13 protein-coding genes are annotated in these 14907 nt (G+C 46.6%); 11 read left to right on the forward strand and 2 right to left on the reverse strand.

Features of this window, described 5'->3' with window-relative positions; translation table 11 throughout:
- Positions 1 to 35 precede the first annotated feature (35 nt).
- The gene (spoVM, locus tag AC4G47_RS09655; protein WP_019424875.1) at positions 36 to 116 is read left to right on the forward strand and encodes a stage V sporulation protein SpoVM; all 81 of its coding nucleotides are present in this window, start codon (positions 36 to 38) and stop codon (positions 114 to 116) included.
- Positions 117 to 310: 194 nt separating this feature from the next.
- Here spoVM and rpmB read toward each other — a convergent pair whose 3' ends face one another.
- The gene (gene rpmB, locus AC4G47_RS09660; RefSeq protein WP_017687459.1) at positions 311 to 499 is read right to left on the reverse strand and encodes a 50S ribosomal protein L28; all 189 of its coding nucleotides are present in this window, start codon (positions 497 to 499) and stop codon (positions 311 to 313) included.
- A 638-nt stretch (positions 500 to 1137) separates the two neighbouring features.
- On the opposite strand from rpmB, the gene AC4G47_RS09665 reads away from it, so the two are divergent.
- The 4 genes from AC4G47_RS09665 to AC4G47_RS09680 all read left to right on the forward strand — a co-directional run bounded on the left by AC4G47_RS09665 (position 1138) and on the right by AC4G47_RS09680 (position 6297).
- The gene (locus tag AC4G47_RS09665; protein WP_491105848.1) at positions 1138 to 2946 is read left to right on the forward strand and encodes a DAK2 domain-containing protein; all 1809 of its coding nucleotides are present in this window, start codon (positions 1138 to 1140) and stop codon (positions 2944 to 2946) included.
- 28 nt (positions 2947 to 2974) lie between these two features.
- Positions 2975 to 3838 carry a DegV family protein gene (locus AC4G47_RS09670; protein WP_491105849.1) on the forward strand — a complete coding sequence of 288 codons (864 nt, stop codon included), beginning with the start codon at positions 2975 to 2977 and terminating at the stop codon, positions 3836 to 3838.
- 10 nt (positions 3839 to 3848) lie between these two features.
- Positions 3849 to 5894 carry an ATP-dependent DNA helicase RecG gene (recG, locus tag AC4G47_RS09675; protein ID WP_491105850.1) on the forward strand — a complete coding sequence of 682 codons (2046 nt, stop codon included), beginning with the start codon at positions 3849 to 3851 and terminating at the stop codon, positions 5892 to 5894.
- A 115-nt stretch (positions 5895 to 6009) separates the two neighbouring features.
- Positions 6010 to 6297 carry a stage VI sporulation protein F gene (locus AC4G47_RS09680; RefSeq protein ID WP_458123256.1) on the forward strand — a complete coding sequence of 96 codons (288 nt, stop codon included), beginning with the start codon at positions 6010 to 6012 and terminating at the stop codon, positions 6295 to 6297.
- Positions 6298 to 6742: 445 nt separating this feature from the next.
- Here the strand turns inward: AC4G47_RS09680 and AC4G47_RS09685 are convergent, their stop codons facing one another.
- The gene (locus AC4G47_RS09685) at positions 6743 to 7303 is read right to left on the reverse strand and encodes a TetR/AcrR family transcriptional regulator (protein ID WP_491105851.1); all 561 of its coding nucleotides are present in this window, start codon (positions 7301 to 7303) and stop codon (positions 6743 to 6745) included.
- A 296-nt stretch (positions 7304 to 7599) separates the two neighbouring features.
- On the opposite strand from AC4G47_RS09685, the gene AC4G47_RS09690 reads away from it, so the two are divergent.
- The 6 genes from AC4G47_RS09690 (at position 7600) to glsA (ending at position 14742) form a co-directional block, all read left to right on the forward strand.
- Positions 7600 to 8283 carry an NAD(P)-dependent oxidoreductase gene (locus AC4G47_RS09690; protein ID WP_491105852.1) on the forward strand — a complete coding sequence of 228 codons (684 nt, stop codon included), beginning with the start codon at positions 7600 to 7602 and terminating at the stop codon, positions 8281 to 8283.
- Positions 8284 to 9157: 874 nt separating this feature from the next.
- Positions 9158 to 10810, forward strand: a complete 1653-nt coding sequence (locus tag AC4G47_RS09695) for a LytS/YhcK type 5TM receptor domain-containing protein (protein ID WP_491106675.1) — start codon at positions 9158 to 9160, stop codon at positions 10808 to 10810.
- A 10-nt stretch (positions 10811 to 10820) separates the two neighbouring features.
- The gene (locus AC4G47_RS09700; RefSeq protein WP_491105853.1) at positions 10821 to 11615 is read left to right on the forward strand and encodes a LytR/AlgR family response regulator transcription factor; all 795 of its coding nucleotides are present in this window, start codon (positions 10821 to 10823) and stop codon (positions 11613 to 11615) included.
- Between the two features lie 120 nt (positions 11616 to 11735).
- Positions 11736 to 13022 carry an L-lactate MFS transporter gene (locus tag AC4G47_RS09705; RefSeq protein WP_186327820.1) on the forward strand — a complete coding sequence of 429 codons (1287 nt, stop codon included), beginning with the start codon at positions 11736 to 11738 and terminating at the stop codon, positions 13020 to 13022.
- Between the two features lie 240 nt (positions 13023 to 13262).
- Positions 13263 to 13745, forward strand: a complete 483-nt coding sequence (locus AC4G47_RS09710; RefSeq protein ID WP_458123252.1) for a GNAT family N-acetyltransferase — start codon at positions 13263 to 13265, stop codon at positions 13743 to 13745.
- Between the two features lie 55 nt (positions 13746 to 13800).
- Positions 13801 to 14742: a glutaminase A gene (glsA, locus tag AC4G47_RS09715; RefSeq protein WP_491105854.1), complete on the forward strand. Its 942-nt coding sequence runs from the start codon at positions 13801 to 13803 to the stop codon at positions 14740 to 14742.
- The last annotated feature ends 165 nt before the right edge of the window (positions 14743 to 14907 follow it).

Here is a 14907-nt window from a genome sequence, read left to right on the forward strand (position 1 = left end):
CGGCGGACGCATGAGCATGATGGGGAGGGTGAATTATGAAATTTTACACATTCAAACTGCCGAAGTTTTTGGGAGGGTTTGTAAAGGCGATTCTTAATACGTTTCAAAAGAACTGATCAGATTGATAAGGTAACAGGGAATACCGCCGCTTTGGCTCAGGCTTATCTGGAATTCGTACCTGCGAAGCGCCATGCGGCGGCCATTCACATGTTAATGAGCGTATTCAAGATCCCTTTTTTTGAATACCAAAAAAGCACCTGCAAGGAACAAGGTGCTTTTTGCTTACCCGATTTATAGTAGCTTTGCGTGATTATACGCGAGTCACTTTACCGGCTTTCAGTGCACGGGTGCTTACGTATACACGTTTTGGTTTGCCGTCAACGAGAATGCGGACCTTCTGAACGTTTACGCCCCAAGTACGACGGTTACGGTTGTTAGCGTGGGATACGTGGTTACCGGTGCCCGGTTTCTTACCTGTCACATAACATTTGCGAGACATAGATTACACCTCCTATCCTAAAATAACCAGTTGCCTTCGGAAACGAGAGATCATTCCATAAGGACTAAATTGTTCTTCCTGATCCATCAAGATCAGGTTTCAGTAGCTAATGGTGTTGTTCAAGCCGGATGACCGGATCATTTCCATTACTTAACCTGCATAAAACAATACTTGAATATAATATCATAATCAAAAAAGCTTCGTCAACTGATCCAAAAACTTTATTTATTTCTCCTGTCTAATATAGTACAATGTTGAATAGTCCATAATACAGTGGTGAACAGGCTGTTGCCGCGGGAAAGTCGGAGAATAAACCGTATCTAGAGGTCGGTGGTCTGCTTTTTTGGCAACGCTGTGAGCTGCGGCATTCCATCAATTGGCACCAGTCTCCATGCGGCATTCATGTCGGCTCTTGATACCGGTGCATATCCGTATGCCCCGAAGTTAGGGGTACAGAGAGTGCAGGATATTGGTAGCCCGGCCGCCCAGACCGTTAATCCGGCTGACATTATGTATTGTATGCCTGTGCCGGACAAGGTATGGACGAAGAATAACGCAGTCCGCGTTAGCGCATGAACAGACCAGACACATCTTGGTGCAAGGTGTTCGTGTATCAAGCTAGGAAGGGGAATTCTCACTTGAGTATACGTTCTTTAAATGGAACAGATTTCACCGCAATGGTACTTGCCGGAGCGGAACAACTTGGACAGCATGCAGAGCACGTCAATTCCCTGAATGTTTTCCCTGTGCCGGATGGTGACACGGGAACGAACATGAATTTGACAATGAGTGCAGGAGTTGCAGAGATTAAAAGAAAAAGTTCTGCCTCCATCGGCGAAGCTGCCGGTATTCTATCGAAAGGCTTGCTTATGGGCGCACGGGGGAATTCGGGAGTTATTCTATCGCAATTGTTCCGTGGATTTAGTCGTTCAGCTGCTCCCTTTGAGGAACTGAATACGCTCCAATTTGCAGCAGCCCTGCAGAACGGTGTTGACGCAGCTTACAAAGCTGTCGTAAAACCCGTGGAAGGGACCATTCTTACCGTAGCCAAAGAAGCGGCCAAACATGCCAGCTACTACGCAAGACGGACGAATGATATTACTGAATTAATGAATGAAGTTTTGTTAAAAGCAAAAGAAGCACTGGCAATGACTCCGGAATTACTGCCTGTACTGAAACAGGTTGGTGTTGTGGATTCAGGTGGTCAGGGGCTTGTATATATCTACGAAGGCTTTATGGAAGTGTTGCTGCAAAGTGACGGAGGAAATCGTACTTCCTTGAAGAAAGAATCGACTCCAGCTGCGGCAGCATCTGCATTGAAACCGGCAGCACCGGCAGAAGTGGTTGTCAAGAAGCCTGCACAGCAGGTAATTGCACCGGAGATGCCGTTGTCTGCTCAGGCGAGATTGGAAACGGAAGATATTGAGTTCCTGTATGATATGGAATTTTTCATTAATCGTGAGCTTGGAGAGAACGCAGGAGTGGCATTCGATGACGAGGCATTCCGGAAAGAGTTGTCAGTTAATGGGGATTCGATCATCATCATTGCCGATGATGAAGTGATCAAAGTTCATGTCCATTCCAAGACACCAGGTGATGTATTAAATCTGGCGCTGCAATATGGCGAAATCACACAGATTCATATTCTCAATATGCGTGAACAGCATCGGGATCTGCTGACGGCAGGAATGGATATTGCGCCTTCACCTGAATTGTTTGCAGACATTCCACCTGAGGCAGCGCGAAGCCTGGAAGAGGCTGTGCTTCCTGCAGATGAGATGGCACCGTATGGTTTTATTGCGGTATCCTCCGGTGATGGTATTGCAGAGATCTTCCAAAGTCTTGGCGTCGATGTCGTTCTGTCCGGTGGACAGACGATGAATCCAAGTACTGAGGATTTTGTGAAAGCCGTTCGTTCAATTGCTGCGGAGCAGGTATTCATACTCCCGAATAACTCGAATATTGTACTGGCTGCCGAGCAGGCGCGTGAATTGCTTGAAGATGAGCGCCGGATTACGGTTATTCCAAGTAAGACCATCCCACAGGGAATGGCAGCTGCGTTTGCTTTCCAGGAAGACGAGTCTGCGGAAACGAACCGTGACCAGATGCTGGAGGCAATCAGCCGGGTACAGTCCGGTCAAGTGACTCATGCGGTTCGTGATACGCAATATGATGACTTGGATATCAAGGCCGGGCACTATATCGGTATTCATAACTCCAAAATTGTAGCGACGGATGAAACCTTGCTTCAAGCATGTGAAGATCTGCTCAAACAGATGATGGAGAGTGGAGATGAAGTGGTGACGATCCTTGAAGGGGACGAAGCTGACCCTGAGGTTACCGCTGCCCTCGCTGCATGGCTTGAAGAACACTATCCTGATGCTGAGGTAGAGGTACATGTTGGAGGACAGCCAGTGTATTATTATTTGTTCTCCGTAGAGTCCTAATAGCACTCTAGCGAAGAGGAGGAGAGTCATGAGCCACAAGGTTGCGATTGTAACGGACAGTACGGCAGATATTCCCGAAGAACTCATTCGTAAGTACGGGATGCACATTGTTCCACTGCGTGTTCTGTTCGGGGAAGAAACATATGCAGACGGCATTGATCTGACTTCGGAACAGTTCTATGAAAAATTGAAGAAGGTATCTGTGTTGCCCACAACTTCACAGCCATCTCCAACCGATTTCATGAATGTGTATCAAGCACTGCTGGATGAGAACCCGGAACGCCCGATTGTATCCATCCACCTGTCATCCGGCATGAGTGGTACCTATCAATCGGCCATGCTCGGCAAGTCTTTGCTGGAGCGTGAGGGTGACATCACCGTGCTGGATTCGAAGTCAGCATCTTATGGATACGGTCTGATGGTGGTACAGGCTGCTGAACTTGCCGAACAGGGCAAGTCAGCAGTCGAAATTACTGCGGCTATTGAAGGGATGCAACAATCTCGCAAGTTGTTCTTTCTCGTAGATACTCTGGAGTATCTGCAAAAGGGCGGTCGGATTGGCAAAGCTTCAGCCATCTTGGGAACGCTGCTAAATATTAAGCCGATCCTGTCTATTGATGAAGAAGGCGTTATCTACGCAGTTGAGAAAGTCAGAGGTCATAAAAAAGCAATGACACGCATTATCGAGCTGTTCCAGAAGGATCTTGCAGGCAAACGGGTTAACCTGGCGGTAGGGCATACCGCAGACCCGGGTTCAGCGATCGCTTGTGCAGAGCAGCTGCGTGGTCATTTTACACTGAATGAAGTGATCTATACCAATATTGGAGCTGTAATAGGCAGTCATGTTGGGCCTGGTGTCATTGCGATCTTTATGTGGCCTGTTCCGGAATGAGGGATTAGACATGAAATTGGAAGAAATATCGGTTAAGCAAATTAACGGCGTGAGTGCTCTCAAAGAGGGAGAGCTTCACGCCTTTGGCATCTCTACTGTTAAAGATCTGCTGGAATATTATCCCTTCCGTTATGAGGATTATCGTCTGCGTTCGCTTAGTGAAGTGAAAGATGGAGACAAGATCACCGTCCAGGGACAGGTGATGGGTATTCCTGTATTACAACGATACGGCAAAAAGTCCCGTCTCACCTGTAAGATCATGACGGAAGAATGGATGATTACAGCAACGTGGTTCAATCGCCATTTCCTCAAAGAACAGCTTACGCCCAATCGGGAGATTGTGATTACAGGAAAATGGGAACAAAAACGTATGCAGATGACGGTCACTGATTCAGAGTTCCCGGATAAAGGCGATGGGCGTTCAGGCACATTGCAACCTGTATACTCGGTAACCGGGAAGCTCACGCAACAATGGATGCGCAAAACGATCAATCAGGGATTAATCCAATTCGGAGATATGATTCCTGAAATATTACCCCAATCGTTGATGAAGAAATATACTCTGATGCCACGCAAGCAGGCGATTGCGGGGATTCATCGTCCGCAGGACAACCGGGAAGGTCAACAGGCCAGACAGCGGATGGTGTATGAAGAACTGTTTCTGTTCCAGTTGAAAATGCAGGCGTATCGTGCATTGAACCGGAATCGCATGGATGGCATGGTACATACTACGGACAATACGACGATTCGTGAGTTTGTACGCAGTTTGCCTTTTGAATTGACAGATGCCCAGAAAAAGGTGGAGCTTGAGATTCTGCATGATATGCGTTCCCCCTATGCAATGAACCGCTTATTACAGGGAGACGTGGGCTCCGGTAAAACGGTGATTGCGGCGATTGCGCTCTATACAACGGTTCGATCCGGTTTTCAGGGGGCTCTGATGGTGCCTACAGAGATTCTGGCGGAGCAGCATATGCGGTCACTGCAAAAACTGTTTGAACCGTTTGGGGTAACCGTAGGGCTGTTAACGGGCAGTGTAAATGGGCGTAAGCGTAAAGATCTGATCGCATCGTTGCAAATGGGCATGATTGATATCGTGGTGGGTACACACGCCCTGATTCAGGAAGATGTCTTCTTCCGTGATCTGGGTCTTGTGGTGACGGACGAGCAGCATCGCTTCGGTGTGAATCAGCGCAGCGTTTTACGACGCAAAGGATATAATCCGGATGTGTTAACGATGACGGCTACACCAATTCCGCGGACACTGGCCATTACGGCATTTGGGGATATTGAGGTATCCACGATCTCGGAACGTCCGAAGGGACGGATTCCAATCTCTACGTATTGGGTCAAACATGACATGATGGAGCGCGTGCTCGGTTTTATCTCCAGAGAAGTGGATCAGGGACGTCAGGCCTATCTGATCTGTCCACTCATTGAAGAGTCGGAGAAGCTGGATGTCCAAAATGCAATTGATCTGCATGTACAGATGCAGCAGAACTTTCCAAAATATCGCGTAGGTCTGCTGCATGGCCGGATGACGGCCGCGGAGAAAGAAGAGATGATGCGCGACTTCTACAGCAATGATATTCAGCTTCTCGTCTCGACTACCGTTGTGGAGGTTGGGGTCGATGTGCCAAATGCAACATTGATGGTCATTATGGATGCGGACCGCTTCGGGCTGTCCCAGCTGCATCAGCTGCGTGGTCGGGTGGGGCGTGGGGCCCACGCATCCTATTGTGTACTCATTGCCGATCCAAAGACGGAGGTTGGGCAGGAGCGCATGAAGGTGATGACGGAAACCGAGGATGGATTCGAGGTATCTCGTCGGGATCTGGATCTTCGGGGTCCAGGTGATTTCTTTGGTACAAAGCAGAGTGGATTGCCTGAGTTCCGTCTTGCCGACATGGTTGCCGATTTTGCTGTACTGGAACAAGCCAGAGATGACGTAACCCACTTGATTGAGGATGCGACCTTCTGGACGTCTATGGACTACGCACCTTTGCGTGATTTCCTACAGCAACAGCAAGTGTTCAAAGGCGATTTAATTGACTAAGGTTTGCCGATACGACTGGATTTTTCATATTACCTTTGTAAAAACAGACAAGTGTACAAGCCCTCCCGACATATGAATAGGAAGTGAGTTTATTCTTTGGGAGGTGCTGTACGTTTTGGGTTACCAACAATATGGAATCAGTCCGCAGCTGGTGGAGCGGATCAAATTAAAGATGAAAAATCCTGCTGTCAAAGAGCGTATCAAAAGGTTGATTGATGGCGTGACCAAGTCTGATTTGCAAGATAAGGCCAAGGTCAGAAGGTTGGTCAAGTCTTCGGCAGTCATTATGAATGAAAATTTCTCTACGGCGCAGGAGGAGCAGTTCGTTGCTTTTGTACTCGCACAGAAGATTGATCCGAACAATACGTTTCATCTGATTAAGCTGTGGGGGATGTTTAGGTAGGGATACGATGTAATGTTGGGTGGGTTAAAATAAACTACAGGGTGTTACACGTGGCCACTACGAGTGCAGTACCATCTTTCGATCGCTGTTATCCCCGGATTTTTTTGAATTACCCTTTGAAAGGGTAAAATCCGGGGATAAAGGCGAGATTATGCTTACGAAGTAGCTTTCTTTCAGAAAGCTTTTAGCTTCGCTTCTCCAGATTGGTTCTGCACTCTCCGTTACTGTGTAGCTGGAGTTCATTTTATAAAAAACCAAATTACATCGAATGTGTATGAGGTAATTTTAGGTAAGGGCGGACCCTAAGTCAGAAAGATGACTTAGAGTCCGCCCTTTTTGTTCGTTATAAGCAGGGACAAGCCTTATGGCAACGTCTCGGTTGAATATGCTCAACCCAAATCCCTTGAAAATGATGAAGCACTTTTAGATGGTGATTCAAGATCGATTATAAATTCCTTTCTAACAATGCTCCCACTCGTTGTGCCATATAGTGAGGGGGGGAGGGCTTTCCATTCTTGAACCACCATTCCACTACCCCTACGATAGCAGCTCCAAAAAATTGAATAATCACATCTTCACCGTCACCGTGACTTAATCCTTGAGAACTTCCTTCGGTTATGTTTTCTACATTCTTTAACTCTTGGAGGACAAATTCAAGGAACCGACTGCGAAAAAAAGGTCCTCCTTGATTCGCCAACATCGTTGAAAAGAATAAATAATGACTCTCAAAGTACTCGAACCATAACAATACCGCATCAAAATAAACGGTATTATTAGCTGCTAATTCACAGAGTTTCCGTAGTTCATAAATATGTTCTTCGATTAGCTTATCTAGAAGATCAAATTTATCTATGTAGTGAAGATAGATGGTTCTTCGGCTAACATTTGCCCTATCGGAAATTTCTTGTATAGTAATTTGATCCATTTTTTTTTCAATCATCAGTTCAATCAGAGCTTTTTTTATCGCTTCTTGAGATTTGATTATTCTTCTATCCACCTTAGACACTGAGAGTCACCATGCTTTCTAAAATAAATTACACAACTTCAAATGATTTGTGAACAAATGCACGAATTACGGTTATTTGGTCATTGCTGGCGCATTATTTTTTTGTTTATGATTATACACAGTTGTTACCTAATACACCATTGTGCATTTTTATGTGGATATAAATTGAACCAGTAGGAGCCGATCTTCTTCGCGGTTGGCAAGCTGCGTCAAAGCTTTGGCAGCCACCCGTGCTGTCCAGTAAAGCAGCTATGAGTAGAAGTAATAATGATCACATTCGAAGGGGGATCTACTTAATGAAGATTACGGTAATAGGAGCGACGGGTGCGACTGGCAGGAAAGTGATAGAGCGAGCACTTGATTTGGGGCACGAGGTTGTAGCCGTGGCTCGCCGGCCGGAAGTCATCGCCCCCACAGCACGCCTCAGCGTCCGACAGGGAGATGTACTCGATATGCCGAGCATTGCCAAGGCCTTGGCCGATACAGATGTGGTAATTAGTTGCATAGGTCCTACCGGAAACTTTTCGCAGGGTACCGTCATATCGGAGGGGATCTCGAACATCCGCAAAAACTTTTCGCCAGGCACCATCATGTCGGTGGGCATTACGAACATCCTAGCAGCCTGTCAGAGCGCCGGAGTTAAGCGCTTCGTCATGCAGAGCGGCATTGGTCTGAGCGATGGAAAAGAACTTTCACCACTAAATCGCTTGGCCATAAACATTTCGGGTCGCATTTTCACGAAGGCGGTTGAGGACAAGGCCATTGCCGAGCGTGCAGTACAACGGAGCGAATTAGATTGGATCATTGTACGACCGCCAGCTCTTAGCGACGTAGCCACCACTTCGAAATATACGGCAGGCCCCTCGACCCGCATTTCTCCGCTCCGGCCACTTTCCTTCACTGACTGCGCCGACTGCCTCGTAAGGGCGGCGACGAATGAGCCAACCTGGGTCAGGAAGATCGTTAACGTTGGGCGATAATGGGGTTGTCTTAAACGGAACGTTAGTTTTCGTTATTCTAATTTTGATATTTCTAAGTATTGTTCTTTTGAACTCTTTGCCGGTTTTTGGAGCAAGACCGACCAGAAAGTAGAATAGCCAATTCCAACAATCCAAGAACTTCGTAAAAGGGAAGTTTAAATATCCATTTGAAATCGCGTGTTGACTACAAAATGAATGTTGAAAACTATCCCCTTCCAAGGTAAGATCAACGAACTTTTACCTTGGGAGGGGATTTTTGTGTCGATAAAGATTGTCCAGAATGGATGAAACCCGCATTGGAACAGCGTTTTTAGATTCATTAGAACACTTTAATCTAATTTATCTCTCTTTGTTAATACCGTTAAAAGAACGAGTGGCTACTAATGAAGCGATGAACACTAAAATTAAAATGTTGTTATACGGGTTTCCTTTAAGTATGTAGACTTGAACGATGAGTGCCAGAGTTGAGATGCTTAAGATTATTCGCAGGACAATCGCCGATGAGCGATCGGGATTCTGACTTCGTTTGGAGAGAAAAGATAGGGTGTACCATAGAAGACTAAAAAGTAGAAGGAAACCTAGGAGTAGAATTGCAAGCATGCATGAACACCTTTCTGTATTAATGTACAATTGGAATAACCTGACAACTGATTATAACATAGGTTTTTCGGGAATCGCAGATTTTCATAGAAGTTAAGGGATGAACTATGGTGTGCATGGTGCAGTATTGTTGATGCATTTTCACAGGATGGACTTTGCTTTCCTCCGGGGGGAGCGGTAAACTGTTGCATACGAGATGAAGGAAATTGCGTTACAATGAGACATGTTTTTATTTTGGACAGATGTGGAGGAAGTACGATTGGAAATGTTTACGATGCTGCTGGGTTTATTTGAACGGGCGGCGCTGCTGATTATATTTTTATTCTTTCTGTCGAGGGTGCCGAGATTTAGGCAGATTCTGCAAAAAGGGAAATTAAGGTGGCAGGAGTATATTGCGGTTACCTTGTTATTCTGTGCTTTTGCCATCTTCGGCACGTATACCGGCATTAATGTTGAAGGTTCACTGGTGAACGTGCGGATCATCGCCGTGCTATCGGGTGGTATTTTGTTCGGAGCGCCTGTGGGTATTATTACGGGTATTGTCTCCGGGGTGCATCGGTATCTGATTGATATCGATGGAGTCACAGCCATACCGTGTCTGATCACGAGTATCCTTGCAGGTCTGGTCTCTGGATATATACATAAGTATACGCCCAAGCCCAAGCGATGGATTATTGGTATTGGTGCCGGAATGATCTGTGAAGCGCTGACGATGTTACTGATCCTGCTATATTCCTATCCCGATCCACTGGGTGCTGATATTGTTTCGCAGATTGCCTTGCCTATGATTCTTGGTGAAGTCAATATTGGGCTGATTGTGCTATTGGTGCAGAGTGTAGAAGGGGAAAAGGAGATGATTGCGGCTCGTCAGGCGAAGCTTGCGTTGGAGATTGCGAACAAGACCTTACCATATTTCCGTTCGATTGATGAGGATTCTCTGCGCAAAATCTGCCGGATTATTCAGGAGGATATTCAGGCTGATGCGGTTGCGATTACGGATACCCGGAATGTACTGGCTTATGTAGGATTTGGTGAGGAACGATATCATATTGGCAATGAGATTATTAGTGAGATGACGAAGAAGACGATATCCAGCGGGGAGATTACGATCAGCAATGATGTGATTGATGAAAAAACACCGGATATTCACTCGCTGTTAATCATTCCGCTCAAAGAACGAGGAGACATCACAGGTGCGCTCAAAATCTATTATCGCAAAGCGTACAAAATTACGTATCCATTGCAAACGATGGCTGTAGGTCTATCGCAGATCATCTCGACCCAGATGGAGGTATCGCGGGTAGAGGAGATCAAGGCAGCTGCCAACAAAGCAGAGCTGCGTGCATTACAGACAACCATTCACCCTCATTTTCTGTTTAATGCGCTAAATGCGATTGCTTCGTCCATCCGAACCAAACCGGATCGTGCGCGGGAGTTGATTGTCAATCTATCCGGATACATGCGCTACAATCTGGAACTGTCGGATGAGTTAATCGATATTCACAAGGAACTGGAGCAGGTCCGCAATTATGTGGAGATTGAGAAAGCCCGCTTCGGCAGTCGACTTAATGTGATCTATGAGATTGATGAGGTCGCGGTGCATATCCCGAGTCTTGTCATCCAGCCGCTCGTCGAAAATGCAATTATACATGGCATTCTCAAGGTGAAAGGACCCGGGACCGTTCGAATTCGGGTACAGGATTATCCGGAGTTTGTGCGAATCAGTGTCAGTGATACAGGAGCAGGCATTGGAGCAGACATTATAGAACGGGTCTACCATGACCGCATGCCGGGTAACCAGATCGGGCTGTATAATGTGCATCGCCGGGTTAAGCTCATCTACGGACAAGGTGTAACCATTACAAGGCTGGAGCAAGGAACCGATATTTTATTTGATGTGCCCAAAGGAGATGTCGTAACAAGGTGATGATGGATCAATGAAAGCTCTTATTGTGGAAGACGAGATTCTGGCAAGTGAGGAATTGAATTATTTAATCCAGGAACATAGTCAGATTGAGGTGGTGGATCGCCTTGAAGACGGGCTGGATGTACTGAAGTTTTTGCAGGAACAAGAAGTTGACGTGATTTTCCTCGATATCAATATTCCCTCGCTGGACGGCATGATGCTGGCTCATCATATCGGGAAGTTTGCAACTAAACCTTATATTGTATTTACTACGGCGTATAAGGAACATGCAGCAGAAGCCTTTGAGTTGGAGGCGTTCGATTATATTCTGAAGCCTTATGACGAGAAGCGAATCGCTGCGATGCTCCATAAGCTGGAGGTGGCTTTCAAGCGTGATCATGCGCCGGTGGAGCAACATGTTGAGGAGAGAACAGCCCCTACGGCGGACGGATCTGCTGTGCAAGGGGAACTGTTACGAGATACGAATTCCCATACGGACAGAAGAATTAATTTGCTGCGGAATGACAATATTATTGTTACGGATACGGCAGACATCTACTATGCGGAAGCGCAAGAGAAGGTGACGAAGGTATATACTAAAAATGGTGAGTTCACCATGCCAGTGAGCATTTCGGATTTTCACAGCCGTCTGCCACAGGACACGTTCTTTCGCTGCCACCGTTCGTACGTCGTAAATCTGTCGCAAATCCGTGAAATAGTGCCTTGGTTCAACAATACGTATCTGCTCCGTTTGCGCGATTTGGAAGCTGAAGTGCCCGTGAGTCGCGGGAAGGTCAAAGAATTCAGGCAACTCATGCGCATCTAGAAGCATTTCATTCCGCATCTGATGCAACTCATGCTCAAACCGGTGTAATGAATCCCCTTTCATGTATGATTAGCTTGTGAACGCATTCATGTATATGACATCGGCAAAGGGGAGATCACGATGAAAGCAGCAATTTCATCAGCACCTACATCAACATTTGCACCTACAAAAATGAACCGCTGGCTTATTGTTTTGGGGACTATCATTGTACAAATGGGTCTTGGAACCATCTATACTTGGAGTTTATTTAATCAACCGCTGTCTGATCGTTTCGGATGGGACGTCAGCTCGGTCGCGATAACTTTTTCAATTACCAGTTTTGCATTGGCATTTGCCACATTGTTTGCAGGACGGTTGCAGGAACGTTGGGGCCTCCAGCGCCTCATTCGTGTAGCCGGGGTTGTGCTTGGACTGGGTCTGATTCTGAGTTCCCAAGTTACTTCCCTAACACTGCTGTACATTTTGGCTGGATTTGTCGTTGGTTTTGCAGATGGTACGGCGTATATTACGTCGCTGTCTAATCTGATCAAATGGTTCCCGGAGCGTAAAGGCCTGATCTCGGGGATCTCGGTCGGAGCTTTCGGTACCGGTAGTCTATTGTTCAAATATGTAAACTCGGCATTGATTGGTGCCGTTGGTCCTGCTCAGGCATTTATGTATTGGGGTATTATCGTTCTGGTTCTGGTCGTTGCGGGATCATTCCTGATTCGTGAAGCGGTTGTTCGTGAACAGGCTCCGGCAAGTAAGGAAGGAACGAAACAAGTCGTGGCACGTCATGACTATACGGTAAAAGAGATGCTGCGTACGAAGGAAGCGTACATGCTGTTCGTTATTTTCTTCACGGCGTGTATGAGCGGACTGTATCTGATCGGTATTGTCAAAGATATCGGTGTACAGCTCGCTGGACTTGATGTAGCTACAGCTGCGAATGCAGTCGCCATGGTTGCGATCTTTAACACGGCAGGACGTATTATTCTTGGTGCGCTGTCGGATAAAGTAGGACGAATGAAGGTCATCGCTGGTGCGCTGCTGGTTACAGCCGTAGCTGTCATGACACTTAGTCTGGTTCCACTAACCTTCGGAATTTTCTTCGCCTGTGTAGCGGCCGTTGCATTCTGCTTCGGTGGTAACATTACGGTATTCCCGGCGATTGTGGCCGACTACTTCGGACTGAAGAATCAGAGCAAAAACTATGGCGTGATCTATCAGGGATTTGGATTTGGTGCTTTGGCTGGATCGTTCATCAGCGCCCTGCTGGGCGGATTCCATCTAACCTTTATCGTGATTGCTGTACTCTGCGCTGTCTCGCTGTTGCTCGCACTGATCATTACACCTCCGGGTCAAGGTCGTCGGGCACGTCAACGTGAAAAACAGATGAACCTTAATCCTTCATCACGGGCAAGCTAAGCAACATGCACTGAAAGCACCGAATAGGATATTTCTTCATTGTAAAAAGTAAAAGAGCGGTCTCCAGATGAGGCCGCTTTTTGGTATCTACTAGCCTGATTGCCGGCCTGTTGGTCTGTTGAACTATCTGGCTGATTGCGAGCGTGGTGCCTTGTGTGCATTCCCTCATTCGCTTCTGTTATACTCTAGGTGATTCCAAGAAGATTAAGACCAAGTTATGTACGCCAGAGGAGGCATATCATGAACTTCATTAAATACACACAACCTGATTTTGATGATTATTATGCGTTGGTTTCCAATATGGAAGTGATGAAACAGATTACAGAACGTGCAATCCCGGAGCAAGAGGCGAGATCGCAATTCGAGTCCATGCTGGATTTTAATGAGCGTTCCACTTGTGGACATTACCGAGTATTTAGTGAAGATGGTGCCGGTGTGGCGTATGCCAAATTGATCCCGGATGAGGCAGACCCGAACCGGGCCGAAATAGGTTATATGATCCTGCCTGAACATTGGGGCAAAGGCAAGGGAACTGCAATAGCATCTCGGCTGATTATACAGGCACAAGCCGCAGGGATTGGATCACTCTATGCAGTCATTGATCCATCTAATGTCGCTTCCCGTCAGATCTTAACCAGACAGAACTTTGTGTCCACCTGGACTGGCGATTACGAAGGTCTTCCTGGTGAGATCTTGGAGTTAAATCTTCAAATGAAGCGGTAAAGGGAACATTTTAGGGTAATCAGATGCTTATATAGAGATGTGGAGGAGATGACATATGAGCAATTCAACCATGGAACGTCTGAATGCATTACTGCCGGAGTGGCTGGAGACCAGTCGTTTGCACACCGGGCAGGGTAAAGTGGCTTCTTATATTCCAGAGCTTATCAAAGCCTCACAGGATGAGCTCGGTATACATATCATGGACGCCGAAGGTAATTATGTGTCGGCTGGGGATTGCGGTGTCCCATTTACGATGCAAAGTATCTCCAAAGTATTTACCCTTATTCTGGCCTTAATGGATCATGGGGAAGAAGCAGTCTTCTTTAATGTAGGAAAAGAACCTACAGGCGACGATTACGATTCAATGGTTAAGCTTGAACTAGTCGAACCCGGTATTCCCTTTAATCCATTGATCAATGCAGGTGCAATTACGGTGTCCTCGCTTGTTGGAGGAGACTGCAAGGAAGAGAAATCACGGCGCATTCTGGAGTTTTTCCGCAAGCTGGCACATAATGATCGGCTGGGCTATAACGAAGAGGTGTTTCAGTCCGAATCGGAGAGTGGTCATATGAATCGTTCACTTGGCTACTTTTTGAAGCACAACGGAGTCATTAAGGATGACGTGGAAGACGTGCTAGCCGTGTATTTCCGTCATTGCTCCATTGAAGTGACGTGTGCAGATCTGTCTCGAATGTCACTCGTTCTGGCCTACGATGGAACAGATCCAATTACGGGAGAAGAAATCATCCCTCGTCGCTATGTTCAGATTGCCAAAACCTTTATGACCACCTGTGGTATGTATAATGCATCAGGCGAATTTGCCATCGAGGTCGGCTTGCCCGCCAAAAGTGGAGTATCCGGTGGGATTCTGACCCTTGTACCGGGACAATTCGGCATAGGTCTTGTCGGACCGGCTCTGAATCGCAAAGGCAACAGTATTGCCGGCGTGCATCTGCTGGAGCGTCTTTCCAAGGAATTCGACTGGAGCTTATTCTAAGAAGTTTACTGAAAAAAGAAGTTATACCCTTATCTGTAGCCGATGAATCACGTATCTGATATTTTGCTTCTTTAGAACGAAGTGAATGGTCTGGATATGTCTCGTCGGCTACTTTTGGTATTCACCAGGAAGTGTAGGAAGACAGTCCTGCATGGCAACGGCAAT

The organism is Paenibacillus sp. Negev47, from assembly GCF_058313655.1.

Bases quoted from the DNA above. Each gene is read 5' to 3' on its own strand.
- recG (WP_491105850.1), top strand. From the start codon at position 3,849: ATGAAATTGGAAGAAATATCGGTTAAGCAAATTAACGGCGTGAGTGCT.
- AC4G47_RS09695 (WP_491106675.1), top strand. From the start codon at position 9,158: ATGCTGCTGGGTTTATTTGAACGGGCGGCGCTGCTGATTATATTTTTA.
- AC4G47_RS09705 (WP_186327820.1), top strand. From the start codon at position 11,736: ATGAAAGCAGCAATTTCATCAGCACCTACATCAACATTTGCACCTACA.
- rpmB (WP_017687459.1), bottom strand. From the start codon at position 499: ATGTCTCGCAAATGTTATGTGACAGGTAAGAAACCGGGCACCGGTAAC.
- AC4G47_RS09690 (WP_491105852.1), top strand. From the start codon at position 7,600: ATGAAGATTACGGTAATAGGAGCGACGGGTGCGACTGGCAGGAAAGTG.
- spoVM (WP_019424875.1), top strand. From the start codon at position 36: ATGAAATTTTACACATTCAAACTGCCGAAGTTTTTGGGAGGGTTTGTA.
- AC4G47_RS09700 (WP_491105853.1), top strand. From the start codon at position 10,821: ATGAAAGCTCTTATTGTGGAAGACGAGATTCTGGCAAGTGAGGAATTG.
- AC4G47_RS09670 (WP_491105849.1), top strand. From the start codon at position 2,975: ATGAGCCACAAGGTTGCGATTGTAACGGACAGTACGGCAGATATTCCC.
- glsA (WP_491105854.1), top strand. From the start codon at position 13,801: ATGAGCAATTCAACCATGGAACGTCTGAATGCATTACTGCCGGAGTGG.
- AC4G47_RS09710 (WP_458123252.1), top strand. From the start codon at position 13,263: ATGAACTTCATTAAATACACACAACCTGATTTTGATGATTATTATGCG.